This is a genomic window from Pseudomonas sp. B14-6 (genome assembly GCF_013260315.1).
Lineage (GTDB): Bacteria > Pseudomonadota > Gammaproteobacteria > Pseudomonadales > Pseudomonadaceae > Aquipseudomonas > Aquipseudomonas mandelii.
In genome coordinates this window covers 60436-75813 of sequence record NZ_CP053929.1, presented here as the reverse complement: position 1 = coordinate 75813, position 15378 = coordinate 60436, and the positions used below count along the sequence as shown (strand labels likewise).

At 59.5% G+C, this 15378-nt stretch carries 19 protein-coding genes and 1 pseudogene; 9 read left to right on the top strand and 11 right to left on the bottom strand.

Annotated features, from left to right (window positions below; translation table 11 throughout):
* Positions 1-25: 25 nt before the first annotated feature.
* The 3 genes and pseudogenes from HP062_RS00305 to HP062_RS00295 form a co-directional block, all read right to left on the bottom strand.
* On the bottom strand, positions 26-241 hold the full coding sequence (locus tag HP062_RS00305) for a hypothetical protein (protein ID WP_010458697.1): 216 nt from the start codon (positions 239-241) through the stop codon (positions 26-28).
* Positions 242-258: 17 nt separating this feature from the next.
* A complete protein-coding gene (locus tag HP062_RS00300; RefSeq protein ID WP_010458694.1) occupies positions 259-465 on the bottom strand; it encodes a DUF6021 family protein in 207 nt (68 codons plus the stop codon).
* 94 nt (positions 466-559) lie between these two features.
* A pseudogene (locus HP062_RS00295) lies at positions 560-1287 on the bottom strand (peptidase C39 family protein).
* Between the two features lie 167 nt (positions 1288-1454).
* On the opposite strand from HP062_RS00295, the gene HP062_RS00290 reads away from it, so the two are divergent.
* On the top strand, positions 1455-1625 hold the full coding sequence (locus tag HP062_RS00290; protein ID WP_178082292.1) for a hypothetical protein: 171 nt from the start codon (positions 1455-1457) through the stop codon (positions 1623-1625).
* 74 nt (positions 1626-1699) lie between these two features.
* Here the strand turns inward: HP062_RS00290 and HP062_RS00285 are convergent, their stop codons facing one another.
* Together HP062_RS00285 and HP062_RS00280 are read right to left on the bottom strand one after the other, a co-directional pair.
* On the bottom strand, positions 1700-2449 hold the full coding sequence (locus tag HP062_RS00285; protein ID WP_010458689.1) for a TerC family protein: 750 nt from the start codon (positions 2447-2449) through the stop codon (positions 1700-1702).
* A gap of 28 nt (positions 2450-2477) precedes the next feature.
* Positions 2478-2720, bottom strand: a complete 243-nt coding sequence (locus HP062_RS00280) for a hypothetical protein (RefSeq protein ID WP_010458687.1) — start codon at positions 2718-2720, stop codon at positions 2478-2480.
* 135 nt (positions 2721-2855) lie between these two features.
* Between HP062_RS00280 and nhaR the strand changes: the two genes are divergently transcribed.
* Positions 2856-3755, top strand: coding sequence for a transcriptional activator NhaR (gene nhaR / locus HP062_RS00275; RefSeq protein WP_010458685.1), 900 nt, complete (start codon positions 2856-2858; stop codon positions 3753-3755).
* A 3-nt stretch (positions 3756-3758) separates the two neighbouring features.
* Here nhaR and HP062_RS00270 read toward each other — a convergent pair whose 3' ends face one another.
* On the bottom strand, positions 3759-4913 hold the full coding sequence (locus HP062_RS00270) for an MFS transporter (RefSeq protein ID WP_172790582.1): 1155 nt from the start codon (positions 4911-4913) through the stop codon (positions 3759-3761).
* A 279-nt stretch (positions 4914-5192) separates the two neighbouring features.
* Between HP062_RS00270 and sstT the strand changes: the two genes are divergently transcribed.
* Entirely contained in the window at positions 5193-6425 is a 1233-nt protein-coding gene (sstT, locus tag HP062_RS00265) for a serine/threonine transporter SstT (RefSeq protein ID WP_010458680.1), read from the top strand.
* Positions 6426-6611: 186 nt separating this feature from the next.
* On the opposite strand, the gene HP062_RS00260 is transcribed toward sstT, so the two are convergent.
* Complete coding sequence (locus tag HP062_RS00260; protein WP_172790581.1) at positions 6612-7121, bottom strand: DUF1993 family protein; 510 nt, start codon at positions 7119-7121, stop codon at positions 6612-6614.
* Between the two features lie 139 nt (positions 7122-7260).
* Here HP062_RS00260 and HP062_RS00255 point away from each other — a divergent pair, with 139 nt between their 5' ends.
* Entirely contained in the window at positions 7261-7908 is a 648-nt protein-coding gene (locus HP062_RS00255) for a YceH family protein (RefSeq protein WP_172790580.1), read from the top strand.
* A 104-nt stretch (positions 7909-8012) separates the two neighbouring features.
* Here HP062_RS00255 and HP062_RS00250 read toward each other — a convergent pair whose 3' ends face one another.
* Together HP062_RS00250 and HP062_RS00245 are read right to left on the bottom strand one after the other, a co-directional pair.
* Complete coding sequence (locus tag HP062_RS00250) at positions 8013-8531, bottom strand: cupin domain-containing protein (RefSeq protein WP_010458675.1); 519 nt, start codon at positions 8529-8531, stop codon at positions 8013-8015.
* A 219-nt stretch (positions 8532-8750) separates the two neighbouring features.
* Positions 8751-9569 (bottom strand): shikimate 5-dehydrogenase, encoded by an 819-nt coding sequence (locus tag HP062_RS00245; RefSeq protein ID WP_010458672.1) that lies wholly within the window; start codon positions 9567-9569, stop codon positions 8751-8753.
* Positions 9570-9813: 244 nt separating this feature from the next.
* On the opposite strand from HP062_RS00245, the gene HP062_RS00240 reads away from it, so the two are divergent.
* The 3 genes from HP062_RS00240 (at position 9814) to HP062_RS00230 (ending at position 10892) form a co-directional block, all read left to right on the top strand.
* Positions 9814-10179 (top strand): hypothetical protein, encoded by a 366-nt coding sequence (locus HP062_RS00240; protein ID WP_010458670.1) that lies wholly within the window; start codon positions 9814-9816, stop codon positions 10177-10179.
* A 235-nt stretch (positions 10180-10414) separates the two neighbouring features.
* On the top strand, positions 10415-10609 hold the full coding sequence (locus tag HP062_RS00235) for a hypothetical protein (protein ID WP_003179723.1): 195 nt from the start codon (positions 10415-10417) through the stop codon (positions 10607-10609).
* A gap of 100 nt (positions 10610-10709) precedes the next feature.
* On the top strand, positions 10710-10892 hold the full coding sequence (locus tag HP062_RS00230) for a hypothetical protein (RefSeq protein WP_010458664.1): 183 nt from the start codon (positions 10710-10712) through the stop codon (positions 10890-10892).
* Here HP062_RS00230 and HP062_RS00225 read toward each other — a convergent pair.
* Positions 10889-11950 carry an AI-2E family transporter gene (locus HP062_RS00225; protein ID WP_077749986.1) on the bottom strand — a complete coding sequence of 354 codons (1062 nt, stop codon included), beginning with the start codon at positions 11948-11950 and terminating at the stop codon, positions 10889-10891. The genes HP062_RS00230 and HP062_RS00225 overlap by 4 nt on opposite strands.
* 164 nt (positions 11951-12114) lie before the next feature.
* On the opposite strand from HP062_RS00225, the gene yegQ reads away from it, so the two are divergent.
* Entirely contained in the window at positions 12115-13437 is a 1323-nt protein-coding gene (yegQ, locus tag HP062_RS00220) for a tRNA 5-hydroxyuridine modification protein YegQ (RefSeq protein ID WP_010458660.1), read from the top strand.
* A 33-nt stretch (positions 13438-13470) separates the two neighbouring features.
* On the opposite strand, the gene HP062_RS00215 is transcribed toward yegQ, so the two are convergent.
* Entirely contained in the window at positions 13471-14334 is an 864-nt protein-coding gene (locus tag HP062_RS00215) for a LysR family transcriptional regulator (protein WP_172790579.1), read from the bottom strand.
* Positions 14335-14430: 96 nt separating this feature from the next.
* On the opposite strand from HP062_RS00215, the gene HP062_RS00210 reads away from it, so the two are divergent.
* Positions 14431-15336, top strand: a complete 906-nt coding sequence (locus tag HP062_RS00210) for a DMT family transporter (protein ID WP_154504070.1) — start codon at positions 14431-14433, stop codon at positions 15334-15336.
* Positions 15337-15378: the final 42 nt, after the last annotated feature.

The window sequence follows — 15378 nt, the reverse complement described above, 5'->3', positions numbered from 1 at the left end:
ATTCGGGGCTTTTTTTCGTCTGGCGTTAATCGTTGGGCAGCGGCATCTGATCGTCATCCGGAATGCCATCCCCGGCGCTTGGATCTTTCATGCCATGGGGATGCTCCGTCGGGACCACCATCGGACGGGCCAACGGATCCCTTAACGGATCGTTCGGATCCATCACCGGATCAACACCCTCTTCAGGGGTCGTTGGAACACTGTCCGGACGTTTGTCGTTGAAACTCGAATCAGTAGACATACGCACCTCACCAAGGGTTAGGGTTTCAGATCAGCGAGTGGGTCGTAAGGCTTCGCCGGAGCCTTGGGATTGTCGCCCGGCTTTACATCCCTCGGCGCCTTGGCGGGGCCGATGGGATCGACCTGAGGATCGGCGAGGTCCGGCGAATCGGGGTCGAATCCCAATTCGTCGCCCGAAGAATGTTCGGATGAATGCGGGCCGTCGGGGGTATTGGAATGTGCCATGGGGCGCCTCCTGGGATCTGGCCCGGAGAAACCGGGTCTTGTCCTTTAGAGGCCAGGCATGCCCGACGGTGCCGGGCACATGACGAACGGAAGCTTATTGTGCGGTCAACGCCTTCTTCGCGCGGGCAGCAGCCTGTTCCTGACCGGCCTGGCCAAGATCGCTCGCCGCCTTCAGCCAGCGCTGCTGATCAACGTTGGCAGGGATCTGATTGGGTTTCTGAATCAATACGGCCCAGCCGCCGGCATCCTTGAAAGAGGACTCAAACGAACTGAAGCTCATCAAGTTCCGGCGATTCATCCCGGCACGCAACAACACCGTCTGCTTCTGGCGATTGTATCCGGCGAGAATGGCATAACGCGGCTCAGCCCAGAGCGCCGAGCCTTCAGTGAAGCGCACCATCACCGGATAACCGGCCGCGACCTGGGTCAACAGTGCCGGCAATTGGCTGTCGAGGGGATACACCACCATCCCGTACTCACGCGCCAGGTTTTGCATATTCTGTTGCAGTTGTGCTTCGGCGCCGGGCAAGTGCAGGGGTTTTTGCAGCAACCCGGGCGTAATCACGATGCCCTGCTGTGCCAGCATGCTGGCCAATACCTGTGGTCCGCTCTGATAGTCCTGGCCACGGTAGAACGTGCCGCTGAGTTCTACCCGCTCGGGCAACCGCTTGATCTCCGGCGCCACACTCCCTGCGCATCCGGCCAAACCTGCAACGCAGCCGACAATCAGCGCCGCCGCTCGAATTCGAGAAAATACCCGCACGATCATCACTCTCTTGTTCAGACGCCAGTCAATACGCTCCCGGCTTGGCCGTCGATCATAGGACGCCACGCGGCGGCGGTATAGCCTTAACCTACAGTTGAGTGCATTCGATAGAGCGAACTGGTTGATGACAGCCGACCTTTGGTCAATAGCCTGAAACACAGCAGCGACTAGACTGTCATTTGCAAAGAGTGTGTGCCCGATGCAGGGCAAAGAGGAGGCACTGATGAGCCTGACAATGACAATCGTGATGTTGATTTCCGGCTGGCTGGCCGTGGCCGCCGCCATGCTGTGGGGCGTTTTGCGGATTACCCGTCGGCACCATCACCACCCCGTTCAATCGGCGCCTTTGGCGAAGACCGATAAACCACCGGTCCACCACGCGACCGCGCACTGATCCTTCGGATTCGCCAACAAAAACGGCCGCCTGGGCTCTTTCGAGCGCAGGCGGCCGTTTCGTTTTTCCGCGGGTTAAGCTTCAGCCGCTATTTTCTTCTGCTTGGCCCGACGCGACATCATGTTCAAGCCCTCGATGGTCGCCGAGAAAGCCATGGCCGCATAGACGTAGCCTTTAGGCACGTGAGCCCCGAAACCTTCAGCGATCAGTGTCATACCGATCATGATCAGGAAGCCCAGCGCCAGCATCACCACGGTCGGGTTGTCGTTGATGAACTTGGCCAGAGGATCAGCCGCCAGCAACATCACCAGCACCGACACCACTACGGCGATGATCATGATCGGCAAATGCTCGGTCATGCCCACAGCGGTAATGATGCTGTCGATGGAAAACACCATGTCCAGCATCAGGATCTGACCGATCGCGGCAGCAAAGCCCAGGGTCACGGTCGAGGTCGCCGACATCGGATCATCCGGGGCCGGGTCCATGCTGTGATGGATCTCGGTAGTCGCCTTCCACAACAGGAACAGGCCACCGGCGATCAGGATCATGTCCTTCCAGGAGAACGCATGGCCGAGAATATCGATCACAGGCTCGGTCAACTGGACGATGAACGCGATAGTGCTCAGCAGGCCCAGTCGCAGAATCAGCGCCATGCCGATACCGATGCGGCGTGCTTTCTGCCGATGCTGCTCGGGCAGCTTGTTGGTCAGGATCGAGATGAAGATCAGGTTATCGATGCCGAGCACGATTTCCATGACGATCAACGTGGCCAGGGCGACCCAGGCGGTGGGGCTTGCAGCAAGTTCTAAAAGGTATTCCATGGGTCAGTCCTGACTCGTTGTAGACGGTTTAGATTTCCTGGGACGAAGATTCGGTTTTGCGCTGGTCTTCGGCCGATGGTTCTTTCTTGCTGATCAGGCCGCCGGTGGCATCACTGATCGCTTGTTCGGCGGCTTTGTGGGTGTCGTCGATCGCCTGTTTGGCGGATTCGGCAGCCTTGCCCATCAATTGCTGCGCGCTTTTCTCGGCCTGGTCGCAACCGGCCAATACCAGTAAAGACGCAATCAACAGTGCCGTGGTTTTAAGCTTCATGATGCTTTCCTCGATAGAACAAAACGGGCCGAAACGATGGCCCGTTGATAGCGAGGCATTCTAGGGAGGCAAACACTTCAGGAAAATTCGTATTTTTAGCGGTTATACTTCGGTTTTCACGAACTGTAGGCCATCATGCTCAACTATCGCCAATTGCATTACTTCTGGGTGGTGGCCAAGACAGGCAGCATCGTGCGCGCCTGCGAGCAGCTGAACCTCACGCCCCAGACCATCAGCGGGCAGATTTCCCTGCTCGAACAAACCTATGGCATCGAGCTGTTCCGGCGGGTCGGTCGCCAGCTTGAGCTGACGGAGGCCGGGCGTCAGACCCTGCCCTACGCCGAGCAAATGTTTCAGCTGGGCGGCGAACTGGAGTTGATGCTGCGGGCGCAACCCAATGAACAGCAGATCCTGTTTCGGGTGGGCGTCGCCGATGTGGTGCCCAAATCCATCGTCTATCGCCTGATCGCACCGACCATGGAGTTGAGTGAACCGCTGCGCATCACCTGCCGCGAAGACAAACTGGAACGGCTGCTCGCCGACCTGGCGATCCAGCGGCTCGACCTGGTGATTTCCGACAGCCCGATGCCCTCGCACCTGGACATCAAGGGTTACAGCCAGAAACTCGGTGAATGCGGGATCAGCTTCTTCGCTACCGCCGAGCTGGCGGCACAGTACGGTCAGGATTTCCCACGCAGCCTGCACGGCGCACCACTGCTGATTCCCGGGCCGGAAACCGTGGTGCGCAGTCGCTTGCAGCGCTGGTTTGCCGAGCAGCAAATCCAGCCGCGCATTGTCGGCGAGTTCGACGACAGCGCGCTGATGCAGGCTTTCGGTCAATCGGGCAGCGGGATTTTCATCGGCCCGAGCGTGATTGCCGACGAAGTGAAACGCCAATACGGCGTGGAGTTGATTGGCCAGACCGACGCCGTGACGGAGTCGTTCTACGCCATTTCCGTGGAACGCAAGGTCAAGCACCCCGGCATCGTGGCGATTACCGAAGGTGCCCGACGCGAGCTGTTTACCGAGCTGTGAAGGTCAGACGCAGATTTCGCGAGGTTTCATGGTCATCAGCGCCATGGCCAGGAGAATCGAAACCAGGATAAACGCGGCAGCCGCAAAACCCAGCCCGCCCAGGCCAACGCTGTCGATCACCCGTCCACCGACCATCGCACCCAGGCCGATCCCGAGGTTGGCCCCGGCGATGTTCAGCGACGCGGCAAAGGCCGGCGCCTCGGGCGCGGCCTTCATCAATCGCACATGACTGACCAGGAACAACGCCGCCTGAGTCACGCCCCAGATGCCCATCGCCGCCGCCAGCCCGAGCGGCGAATGAATGTTCGGTACCAACGCCACCATGCCGGCGATCATGAACGTGCAGAATATCATCGAAGCCATCAACGGATGACGATCCACCGCGCGACCACCCAACGAGTTGCCGATCAGACCGACCGCGCCGAAGCCCATCAGGCACCAGCCGACCACCGTACCGTTGAAACCGGCGAGGCGTTCAAGGATGTCTGCCAGGTAGGTGTAAGCGGTAAACATGCCGCTGAACACCAGGATCGACAGGAGCACATGGCCCAGCATCAACGGGCTGCGCAAGATCTTGAACTGCGAACGGAAGCTCACCTGATGCTGATGCAGGTTGGTTTTCGGCAGGTAGATAAACAGCAGCAACGCCTTGGCAAACGCGATCACCGCCAGAATGCCGAAGGCACTGCGCCAGCCGAACGCATCGGAAATCAACGTGCCCACGGGAATGCCGAACACCGTGGCACAGACAATGCCGAAACCGATTTTGGCAATTGCCCGCCCGGCGTAATCCGGCCCGACGATGTCCACGGCGGTTTCACTGGCCAGCGCCCAGAACACCGGCAACCCCAACGCGGGGATCAAGCGGGCGATGGCCATCACCCAGATGTTCGGCGCAAACGCCGCGAGGGTGTTGGCCAGGCCGAACATGATCAGCACCGAGATGAACAGCTTGCGCCGCTCGAACCTTGCGAAGTACGCGGTCAGGAACGGCCCGAACGCGGCGACGGTAAAGGCGAACAGTGTCACCAGCAAACCTGCTTGGGGGATGCTGACTTCAAGGTCTCGGGCAATCGCCGGCAACAGGCCGACGATGACGAATTCCGTGGTCAGCACGGTAAAACCGGCGGCCGACAACAGAAGGATGGGCAACAGCATGCAGAACTCCAGAAAACGACGACACCAGCGATAACCCGAAGGCCCACTGGCATGACTTGAAAATGAGGATGCGCAATCTTAACAGAGTGTTTCCGATCAGGGTTGCACGAACCTGCCGATCTCGTTGAACGTGCGGGCGGCAGATCGTCACAGGTCTGAAGGATCAAGACCACGCTGTGATAAAGTCCGCACCCTGCGATACGTACACCTTGTTCATCGGCCATTCACTGGCATTGATGTCGCGACACCCCCGCACCTAATAATCAGAGATGCCGTTTTATGACTGCTTCATCCCCTTCGCTATTGCAACGCTTGAAACGCTTGAGCCTGGTCTCGCAAATCGTCATCGGCCTGATCGCCGGGATTGCCCTGGCGCTGATCGCGCCTGAGGTGGCGAAATCCACGGCATTCATCGGCAAGGTCTTCGTTTCGGCACTCAAAGCCGTCGCGCCGATTCTGGTGTTCGTGCTGGTGATGGCGTCGATCGCCAACCATAAGCACGGCCAGGAAACCCACATCCGGCCGATTCTGTTTTTGTACTTGCTGGGGACGTTTGCCGCCGCGGTGGTCGCGGTGGTTGCCAGCATGATGTTCCCGTCCAGCCTGGTGCTGTCCACTCATGACGTCGCCGTGACTGCGCCGGGCGGCATCAGCGAAGTGCTGCAAAGTCTGCTGCTCAGCGTGGTCGACAACCCGGTCAGTGCGCTGATGAACGCCAACTTCATCGGCATTCTGGCCTGGGCGATCGGCATGGGCGTTGCGATTCGCCATGCCGGTGACACCACTCGCGAGGTGCTCGGCGACCTGTCCAATGGCGTGACCCTGATCGTGCGCCTGGTGATTCGTTTCGCACCGCTGGGGATCTTCGGCCTGGTCGCGTCGACCTTGGCCACGTCTGGCTTCGGGGCGTTGATCGGCTACGTGCATCTGCTGGCCGTGCTGCTGGGCTGCATGTTGTTTGTCGCGCTGGTGATGAATCCACTGATCGTGTTCTGGAAACTGCGCCGCAACCCGTATCCTCTGGTGCTGATGTGCTTGCGAGAAAGCGGCATCACCGCGTTCTTTACCCGCAGCTCGGCGGCGAACATTCCGGTCAACCTGGAATTGAGCAAGCGCCTGGGCCTGCATGAAGACACTTACTCGGTATCGATTCCGCTGGGTGCGACCATCAACATGGCCGGCGCGGCGATTACCATCACCGTGCTGACCCTGGCGGCCGTGCATACCCTGGGCATCGCCGTGGATATCCCGACAGCCATTCTGCTCAGTGTGGTGGCGGCGATCTGTGCGTGTGGTGCTTCGGGCGTGGCCGGTGGTTCGTTGTTGCTGATCCCGCTGGCGTGCAGCCTGTTTGGCATTCCGAGTGAAATCGCCATGCAGGTGGTAGCGGTGGGTTTCATTATTGGTGTGTTGCAGGATTCTGCGGAGACGGCGCTGAACTCCTCCACTGACGTGCTGTTCACCGCCGCGGCTTGCCTGGGTGAAGAAGCAAAAGCCGAACGCCTGGCCTGACCCACATCTCTGTGGGAGCGAGCCTGCTCGCGAATGCTGACCAACACTTAACGATGATGTTGGCTGATGTACCGCCTTCGCGAGCAGGCTCGCTCCCACAGGATCTGCGGCATCGTTGAATAATACTTACCCATGAAAAAGCCCCCGCAACGTCAGGCTGCGGGGGCTTTTTTGTACCTGGGCGGTTTAGAACGCGCCCATGTAGTCGCGCTTGCCCACTTCCACACCGTTGTGACGCAGCAATGCGTAAGCGGTGGTGACGTGGAAGAAGAACTGCGGCAGGCCGTAGGTCAGCAGGTAAGCCTGGCCACTGAAGCGCTTCTCTTTCGGCGTGCCTGGACGCGTCACGATCTCGATGCCTTCCTTGCCGTCGATCTGCTCTGGCTCGATCTCGCCGATGTAGGCCAGAACCTTGGTGATCAGGGCTTGCAGTTCAGCGAAGGTGGTTTCGGTGTCGTCGTACTTCGGCACTTCGATCTCGGCCAGGCGCGAGGACACGCCTTTGGCGAAATCAACGGCGATCTGCACCTGACGCACCAGCGGGAACATGTCCGGGTACAGGCGGGCTTGCAGGAATGCGTTCGGGTCGATGTTCTTGGCGGTGGCGTGGGCTTCGGCCTTGTTCAGAACGTCGCTCAGGGCGTTGAGCATTTGTTTGAAAACAGGAACGGAAGCGGCATACAGGGAAATAGTCATGACAGTCTCGTGTGGTGACAGGAGGAAAACGTGGGCCGATTATAGCCATGCCCGCCGCTCCTGCGGCTTGTCTTTTATCCAGCAAGGATTAGGCTAGGCGGCTTCGACTGCATGCTTCGATTGCATAGGGAAAAGCGCGATGAGCACTGAGCAAGAAACAACCTTCGACGAACCGCGCCTCAACAGCACGGAAATCCGCATTCTGGGCTCGTTGATCGAGAAGCAGGCCACCAGCCCGGAAACCTATCCGCTGACCCTCAATGCGCTGGTGATTGCCTGCAACCAGAAAACCAGTCGCGAACCGGTGATGAACCTCACTCAGGGTCAGGTCGGCCAGAGCCTGCGCGCCCTTGAAGGCCGCGGGTTTACCAAACTGGTGATGGGCAGCCGTGCCGATCGCTGGGAACATAAGGTCGACAAGGCGCTGGAACTGGTGCCGGCCCAGGTGATTCTGACGGGGCTGTTGTTTTTGCGCGGTCCGCAGACGGTCAATGAACTGCTGACCCGCAGCGCACGCATGCATGAGTTTGAAGATGCCGAGCAGGTTGTGCATCAACTGGAACGTCTGATTGCTCGCGGATTGGCACTGCTGATTCCGCGTCAGGCCGGCCAGCGGGAAGACCGCTATATGCATGCGCTGGGGGATCCGGCGGATATCGAAGTCATCCTCGCCGCCCGGGAAAACCCGGCCGAACGCAGTGCCGGTAGCGGTGTGTCGGTTGAACGAATCGAAGAGCTCGAAGCGCGGATTGCCGCACTCGAAGAGCGCCTGGCGCGCCTCGAATAACCAACGTTGTGATTTGTAGGAGCTTGCCCGCGAAAGCGATTCAACATTATCGTCGAACTGAAAATCGCCTTCGCGGGCAAGCCTCGCGCCTACTAAAGGGAGTGCTACTCGCCGTCCCAGTAATCCACGCCATCGCCCGGTCGGGCGATGGCGACGAAGCCTGAGGGATTACCTTCGGCGTCGACCTTGAAGTGGTCCATCACCACGTATTTGCCGGAATCCGGGTACTCGCAAATCTCCGGCGATTGCTGGGTGCTGACCGCCAGGTAGCGCAGTTCTCCCTTGCTGGTGTTGATGATCTGGTGCGCCGCTTCAGGACCGCCCGGCGGGCAGGCGATCACGTCGCCGGCGCGGATCGGAAACCGTTCGGCACCGAGGCGCACCTCCCCTTCCCCGGCCACGACGTAAAACATCTCCTCGTTGACCCGATGACTGTGAAACGGGCTGCCACGCATGCCTGGTTCCAGCACGTATAACCGATAACCGAGCTTTTGCGACCCCAACTGCTGGCCGACGCGGGCCATTCTCTGTTGGTAGCGGCCGGCGGTATCACCGGTGGGCGCCAGGGCTTCGGGCAACGGTTCGAGTTCGACCTGATTCAGGTTGAGAATGGGGGGATGCATGGGAACCTCAGGCACGGTTTGTTGGTTGGGGCGGCAAGTCATTGCTGGCGGGGAGTATAGGCGGCAGATGCACTTGAGAGACCGAGTTGCGCCCATCGCGAGCAGGCTCGCTCCCACAGGGTTTTCTGTCGGACACAAAAAATGTGTACGACGCCAATCCACTGTGGGAGCCAGCCTGCTCGCGATGAGGCCGGTACAGCCAACCAATAATCTGAAGGATCAACCGCGAGCAAACTCCACCGCTTTCTTGAACTGCTCATCCGTCGGCCGCACGCCGGTGTACAGGACAAACTGCTCCAGCGCCTGGATCGCGATCACTTCCAACCCGGTAATGACGCGTTTGCCCTCGGCGCGACCGCGCACGATCAGCGGTGTTTCCGAGGGAATCGCCACCACATCGAAGACAGTTTCGGCAGCCGCGATGGTTTCAGCGTCGAACGCCAGTTGATCGGCCTCGGGACCGCCGCTCATGCCGATCGGCGTGACGTTGATCAACATCTGCGGACGCTGAGAGCCCAGTTCCGCCTGCCACTGATAGCCCAGTGATTCAGCCAACGCCCGCCCGGCCTGTTCGTTACGGGCCACGATCACGCCGTTTTGATAGCCGCCATCACGCAAGGCACTGGCCACGGCTTTGGCCATGCCGCCGCTGCCGCGCAGGGCGAAGGTCGATTCCTTCGGCACCTGATGGGTTTCAAGCAGCTGGGCGATGGCGATGTAATCGGTGTTGTAGGCTTTGAGATGGCCATGGGTGTTGACGATGGTATTGATCGATTGAATGGCCGCTGCGGACGCGTCCAGCTCATCGACCAGCGCAATGCAGGCCTCCTTGAACGGCATCGACACGCCGCAGCCACGAATACCCAGCGCACGAATGCCGCCAACAGCACCCGGCAGATCCTGACTGCTGAACGCCTTGTAGTAGAAATTCAGGCCCAACTGTTCATACAGATGATTGTGAAACCGCAGGCCGAAATTGCCGGGACGCCCGGAAAGCGACATGCACAGCTGGGTGTCTCGGTTGGGGTTCATCTGCATGAAATATCTCCTTCATAGCACTTTCAGATGGACGGGATGAGCCATTCCATCGAATTCTGATCGATCATAACGGCGTGCCTGCGCAAGGTGGCAGCGGCCGTAAAGAAGCCGGTACAGACCTTACACAAAATTTACCCAACGGCTGTGCTGATTTTCAAAAAAACGCTGTCTTAGAGGTATCCCCGCGACGATCCTTGGGTCTATTGCAGACGCAAGCGCCGGGTCGAAGAACCGAGGAATTATCATGATCCGTAAAATCCCCACAGTTGCCTTGCTGCTCGGTGCTCTTGCTATCACAGGGCAGGCAGAGGCTGGCGGCGGTCACGGTTGGCAGGGTCCAGCGGTATTTGGCGCGATCGTTGGTTCGGCAATCGTCGGCTCGGCCATCATCAACAGCAACCGACCGGTGTATGTACAGCAACCGGTCTACGCCCAGCCTCAGCCGGTTTATATACAACAGCCACCACCGGTTTATTACCAGCCTGCGCCGGTCTACGTGCAGCAACCGGTCTACTACGCACCACCGCCGGTTTACTACGGCCCGCCCCGTGGTTATTACGGTCCGCCGCGCGGTTACTACGGCCATCCCCACGGTTATGGCCGCTGGTAACAGACTCATCAGGCCCCGCCTAATCAGCGGGGCTTTTTTGTGACCGTTCGTCGGCGAAGGTCTGGAAAAATCGCGCCAATGTCGCTGTGGAGACAGTGTGGACGGTTCAAGTTGGCAAGATTGACTCGACCGCCCTTCCCCCGACTTGGGAAAAACGGTCATATTTATGTCATGTCAGCTCCGCAAGCTTGGATCTGTACGTAAACAACAGGTTGATAAAAACAAGGACGACCTCATGCCCACGCAAAACCCGCACCGCATTGTCGGCTTGTGCACTTCCAGCAAGGTGTACAACGCTTTGACCGAACTCAAGCACCTGGAAGGCCATCGCAGCGCCAAGTTTCTTTCGCTGCTGGCCGAAAACCTGGTGCGCAAAGGCCTGCTCAACGAGCAGGAAGTGGTCCATATGCTTGACCTGGTGGTCGACTGAGCTGAAAACTCATTGGCGTCAATGACGACTATCGAAAGTGTTGATTGTCCGTTCACGAGGCAGGTCCGTAAGGTAGCTCCATCGATTGATGGAGGTATTTATGTCCCAGGTTCAGATCATGTCCGTAATTGGCAGCGCCGTTCCCGCACCGCTCAGAGAGCTAGGATTGCTCGCCTGTTGGTATCTGGTGCAGGACGGCGAACCGATCAGCGGACCGCTCACTTCGCTGCCGGCCGCCAAGGCACTGTCGCAACAAATCGGCCAGGGGCAGCTCAGCGCTTAAGGCAGCTGCACCCTTGGTTTGGTTTCGATGAAGATCGCCCAGCTCGACATGAACAACGCCGCGATCAGCGGCCCGATGACAAAGCCGTTCAGGCCGAAAATGGCCAGACCGCCAAGGGTCGAGATGAGGATCAGATAGTCCGGCATCTTCGTGTCCTTGCCCACCAGGATCGGGCGCAACACGTTATCCACCAGGCCGATCACAAAAACCCCGAACAACCCCAGCACCACCCCTTGCCAGATCGCCCCGGTGAACAGGAAGAACGCCGCCACCGGTGCCCAGACAATCCCGGCCCCAACGGCTGGCAACAGCGATAGAAACGCCATCAATACCGCCCAGAGCAACGCGCTCGGGATGTCCAGAAACCAGAAAATCAAACCGCCCAATGCGCCCTGCGTAATCGCCACCAGCAGGTTGCCCTTTACGGTCGCCCGCACCACACGGTTGAACTTCAGCTGCAAACGGCGTTTCTGGTGCTCCTGCAACGGGACGGCGGAGCGAACTTTACGCGCCAGTTCCGCACCGTCTCGCAGGAAGAAGAACAGCAGGTAGAGCATGATGAAAAAACCCACCACAAAATCGAACGTGCCCTGACCGAAACTGAAGACTTGCGTGGCGACAAACTCATTGCCCGTCACCGCACTCTTGATGATTTTCTCCCGCAGCCCGTCCAGCTCGCCGAGCCCGGCCCGATCCAGCAAATGCTGGAAGTACGGCGGCAGGCTGTGTTTGAAATGCGTCACATACCCCGCGATGTCCAGCTCGCCGCTTTCGATGCTCTTGTACAACGCAGCCCCTTCCTGAACCAGCAAGATGCTGAGGATAATCACCGGCAGGATCGCGATCACCAGGCAGATGCTCAGGGTGAGCAACGACGTCAGGTTGCGCGGCCAGCTGAACTTCAGTTGTATCCGGCGTTGCAGCGGCGCGAACAGAATCCCGAGGATGACCGCCCAGAACACCGCGCCGTAGAACGGCAGCAAAATCCAGATAAAGGCGGCGGTGACCACCCCGAGCAAGATCACCAGCGATTTGTTGTGTACCGTCTGTTCGTTCATGTCCGATCCATGTCAGTGCGCTCTCGTTTTGAAGAGCCGTGCTGATGCTTAGTCCGCCACGGTTCGCGCGAGTGCCATCCGTTTGTTCATCAAGCATAGATCCAGATCAATGAACCTCGCGGGCAAGGCGATTACCCTCGCGGACTTTTGCGATCGACACTGCCATGACGCTCCTTGCCCCAGAACTGCTCGCTCCCGCCGGCACCTTGAAAAACATGCGATACGCCTTCGCCTACGGTGCCGATGCGGTCTACGCCGGCCAGCCGCGTTACAGCCTGCGGGTGCGCAACAACGAATTTGACCACGCCAATCTCGCGCTCGGCATCAAAGAGGCACAGGCCCAAGGCAAGCGCTTCTATGTGGTGGTGAACATTGCGCCGCACAACGCCAAGCTCAAGACCTTCCTCAACGACCTGGCCCCCGTGATTGCCATGGCCCCGGACGCTTTGATCATGTCCGACCCGGGCCTGATCATGCTGGTGCGCCGACACTTCCCGCAGATGCCGATTCACCTGTCGGTGCAGGCCAATACGGTGAACTGGGCCAGTGTCGAGTTCTGGCAGCAACAGGGCTTGAGCCGGATCATCCTGTCCCGGGAACTGTCGCTGGAAGAAATCGCCGAGATCCGCCAGCACGTCCCGGCGATGGAGCTGGAGGTCTTTGTCCATGGCGCGTTGTGCATGGCCTATTCCGGCCGCTGCCTGTTATCGGGCTACATGAACAAGCGCGACGCCAATCAGGGCAGTTGCACTAACGCCTGTCGCTGGAAATACTCGGCTACCCAAGCAACAGAAAATCAGCTCGGTGAAATCGTTCAGCAATTCCAGCCCGAGCCGACCCTGGGAATCGGCGCGCCGACCGATCAGGTGTTCCTGTTGCAGGAAGCCAATCGCCCGGACGAACTGATGCCGGCCTTCGAGGACGAGCACGGCACCTACATCATGAACGCCAAGGACCTGCGCGCCGTGCAACATGTCGGGCGGCTGACGCAGATGGGCGTGCACTCGCTGAAGATCGAAGGCCGGACCAAATCGCACTTCTATTGCGCACGCACCACGCAGGTCTATCGCCGGGCGATTGATGATGCCGTGGCCGGCCGCGAATTTGATCGCAGCCTGATGACGGATCTGGAGTCCCTGGCCCAGCGTGGCTACACCGAAGGCTTCCTGCGCCGGCATGTGCATGACGAATACCAGAACTATCAGCACGGCAGCTCGGTTTCAGAACGCCAGCAGTTTGTCGGCGAGTTGACCGGCGAGCGTCGTGATCGCCTGGCGCAGGTAAAGGTCAAGAACCGGTTCAGCCTGGGCGATCACATGGAACTGATGACGCCCCAGGGTAATTTCCACTTCGATCTGCATCAGTTGCAGAACATCAAAGGTGAAGCGATCGAAGTGGCGCCGGGGGATGGGCACACGGTGTATGTGCCGATTCCGGATGCGGTGGATTTGAAGTTCGGGTTGTTGATGCGGGATGTGGGCGTGTAGATCCGTACCAAAGATCGCCGTCTGCGCCCGCGCCTACGCAAACTCCTCACGCAACATCGCCACAAACGCTTCCCGCGCCGGGTGAACCCCGGCGTTTTCATGCCAGTAAAACAGGTTGTCGATCGCCGTCAGCTCAGGGAACTCAAACCCCGCGCACCCCGCCCCTTTGGCGTACTGGTCAAACACCCCTTTGGGCACCAGCGCGACGCCGGCCCCGGCGCTGACACACCCGACTATCGCGCCATAACTGGCCAGACTGACAATCGGCAGCGCCTGCCCCTGCCGCAACAACCAGTGCTCCAGCGCCGCCCGGTAAGGACAGCCTTGCGGCCACATGAATACGGTCTTGCCCTGCAAGTCGGCGATATCGCGCACCGGCCCCAGGGATGTCGAGGCTATAACCAGCAGCTCTTCGCGGTACATCGGCGTGCGCTTGAGCAGCGAGCGCTCGACATCCACCGCGACGATCGCGCCGTCGAGCCGATGATTGAGGGTGTCATCGAGCAGTTGGCTCCAGGTGCCGGTGGTCAGTTCCAACGCGACGCCAGGATATCGCTTGTGAAACTTGGCCAGCAGACGCGGCAGGCGACCGGTGGCCGAGGATTCGATGGCGCCGATGCGTAGCGGGCCGGACGGTTCGGCCGAAGGGTCCACCGCCCGTTTGGCTTCAACAGTCAGCGCCAGAATTTTCGAGGCGTATGACAGAAACGTCTGGCCCGCCGGGCTGATACGCAAGCCTCGGCCCTCGCGTAGAAACAGCGCCACCCCCAACTCGGCTTCCAGCGACTTGATGCGTGCCGTGATGTTCGACGGCACGCAATGCAACAGCTCCGCCGCCCGGGCGATGCTGCCGACCTCGGCAACGGTCTTGAACATGCGAATCTGCGCCAACTCCATACATCACCCAAAGTGAACAGTTGTCGCAGTATAAGTCAGTTGTTGCGAATGGTCAGACTTCTGATACTCGGTGCATCAACCCACCGGTAATCGACCATGAAGCCCTCCACGCACACCCTGAAAATTCTCTTGGCCATGGCGTTTGTCGTCGCCTGCTGGGGCTTCTCACCGACCGGCATCCACATCGGCTTGCAGGCCTACGACCCCGGCCACTTGGCGCTGCTGCGCTTTCTGATCGCTTCGGTGTTCATGGCGGTCGTCGCCGCCTTCAAAGGCATCAGTCTGCCGAAGCTTGGCGATCTGCCGTTACTGTTCGTCCTTGGTTTTTTTGCCGTGAGCCTTCACCACGTCGCCTTGAATATCGGCCAGCAAAATGTCAGCGCCGGCGCCTCCAGTGTGCTGGCGCAATCGACCCCGTTGTTCAGTACCTTGCTGGCGCGTTTCGTGTTCAAGGACCGGGTCAGCGCCTGGCGCTGGGGGTGTGTCTTGTTGGGATTGATCGGCGTGGTGATTGTGGTGGCCGGTGATCGAGGGCTGGGCAGCATGGATGCGCACGGGTTGCTGATCTTGCTGGCGGCGGTGTCGTGGAGTTTCTACTTCGCCTTGCAAAAGCATCATTGCACTCGCTACGACGGGTTGACGCTGGTCTGCTACACGGTCTGGTCGGGCACGGCGCTGTTGCTGATTTACCTGCCGGGGCTGGCCGGCAAAGTCGCCAGCGCGCCGATGCAGGTGCAAATGACCGTGGTTGCCTTGGGCGTGTTTCCCAGCGCCCTCGCCTACCTGGCCTGGGCATTTGTACTGGCCCACATCGATTTGAGTCGCGCGACCATGACGCTGTATCTGATTCCGCCCACCGCCATGGCGATTGCAGCGTTTGCCTTGGGCGAGCAGCCAACGTTGATGGTCGGGATAGGTGCGATGGTGGTGCTGATCAGCGTGCTGGCGTTGAATCTGGAGCGGCGTTCCGCCGTCATCGCGGCGCCGCCCGCCCGGCCATGACTCCACGCCATGCGAATTAAAGAATCGCCTGGCGATGCCGAC

Excerpts from the sequence above, each read along its gene's own strand:
- HP062_RS00305 (WP_010458697.1), bottom strand. The coding sequence starts at position 241 with ATGTCTACTGATTCGAGTTTCAACGACAAACGTCCGGACAGTGTTCCA.
- HP062_RS00300 (WP_010458694.1), bottom strand. The coding sequence starts at position 465 with ATGGCACATTCCAATACCCCCGACGGCCCGCATTCATCCGAACATTCT.
- HP062_RS00290 (WP_178082292.1), top strand. The coding sequence starts at position 1,455 with ATGAGCCTGACAATGACAATCGTGATGTTGATTTCCGGCTGGCTGGCC.
- HP062_RS00285 (WP_010458689.1), bottom strand. The coding sequence starts at position 2,449 with ATGGAATACCTTTTAGAACTTGCTGCAAGCCCCACCGCCTGGGTCGCC.
- HP062_RS00280 (WP_010458687.1), bottom strand. The coding sequence starts at position 2,720 with ATGAAGCTTAAAACCACGGCACTGTTGATTGCGTCTTTACTGGTATTG.
- nhaR (WP_010458685.1), top strand. The coding sequence starts at position 2,856 with ATGCTCAACTATCGCCAATTGCATTACTTCTGGGTGGTGGCCAAGACA.
- HP062_RS00270 (WP_172790582.1), bottom strand. The coding sequence starts at position 4,913 with ATGCTGTTGCCCATCCTTCTGTTGTCGGCCGCCGGTTTTACCGTGCTG.
- sstT (WP_010458680.1), top strand. The coding sequence starts at position 5,193 with ATGACTGCTTCATCCCCTTCGCTATTGCAACGCTTGAAACGCTTGAGC.
- HP062_RS00260 (WP_172790581.1), bottom strand. The coding sequence starts at position 7,121 with ATGACTATTTCCCTGTATGCCGCTTCCGTTCCTGTTTTCAAACAAATG.
- HP062_RS00255 (WP_172790580.1), top strand. The coding sequence starts at position 7,261 with ATGAGCACTGAGCAAGAAACAACCTTCGACGAACCGCGCCTCAACAGC.
- HP062_RS00250 (WP_010458675.1), bottom strand. The coding sequence starts at position 8,531 with ATGCATCCCCCCATTCTCAACCTGAATCAGGTCGAACTCGAACCGTTG.
- HP062_RS00245 (WP_010458672.1), bottom strand. The coding sequence starts at position 9,569 with ATGCAGATGAACCCCAACCGAGACACCCAGCTGTGCATGTCGCTTTCC.
- HP062_RS00240 (WP_010458670.1), top strand. The coding sequence starts at position 9,814 with ATGATCCGTAAAATCCCCACAGTTGCCTTGCTGCTCGGTGCTCTTGCT.
- HP062_RS00235 (WP_003179723.1), top strand. The coding sequence starts at position 10,415 with ATGCCCACGCAAAACCCGCACCGCATTGTCGGCTTGTGCACTTCCAGC.
- HP062_RS00230 (WP_010458664.1), top strand. The coding sequence starts at position 10,710 with ATGTCCCAGGTTCAGATCATGTCCGTAATTGGCAGCGCCGTTCCCGCA.
- HP062_RS00225 (WP_077749986.1), bottom strand. The coding sequence starts at position 11,950 with ATGAACGAACAGACGGTACACAACAAATCGCTGGTGATCTTGCTCGGG.
- yegQ (WP_010458660.1), top strand. The coding sequence starts at position 12,115 with ATGACGCTCCTTGCCCCAGAACTGCTCGCTCCCGCCGGCACCTTGAAA.
- HP062_RS00215 (WP_172790579.1), bottom strand. The coding sequence starts at position 14,334 with ATGGAGTTGGCGCAGATTCGCATGTTCAAGACCGTTGCCGAGGTCGGC.
- HP062_RS00210 (WP_154504070.1), top strand. The coding sequence starts at position 14,431 with ATGAAGCCCTCCACGCACACCCTGAAAATTCTCTTGGCCATGGCGTTT.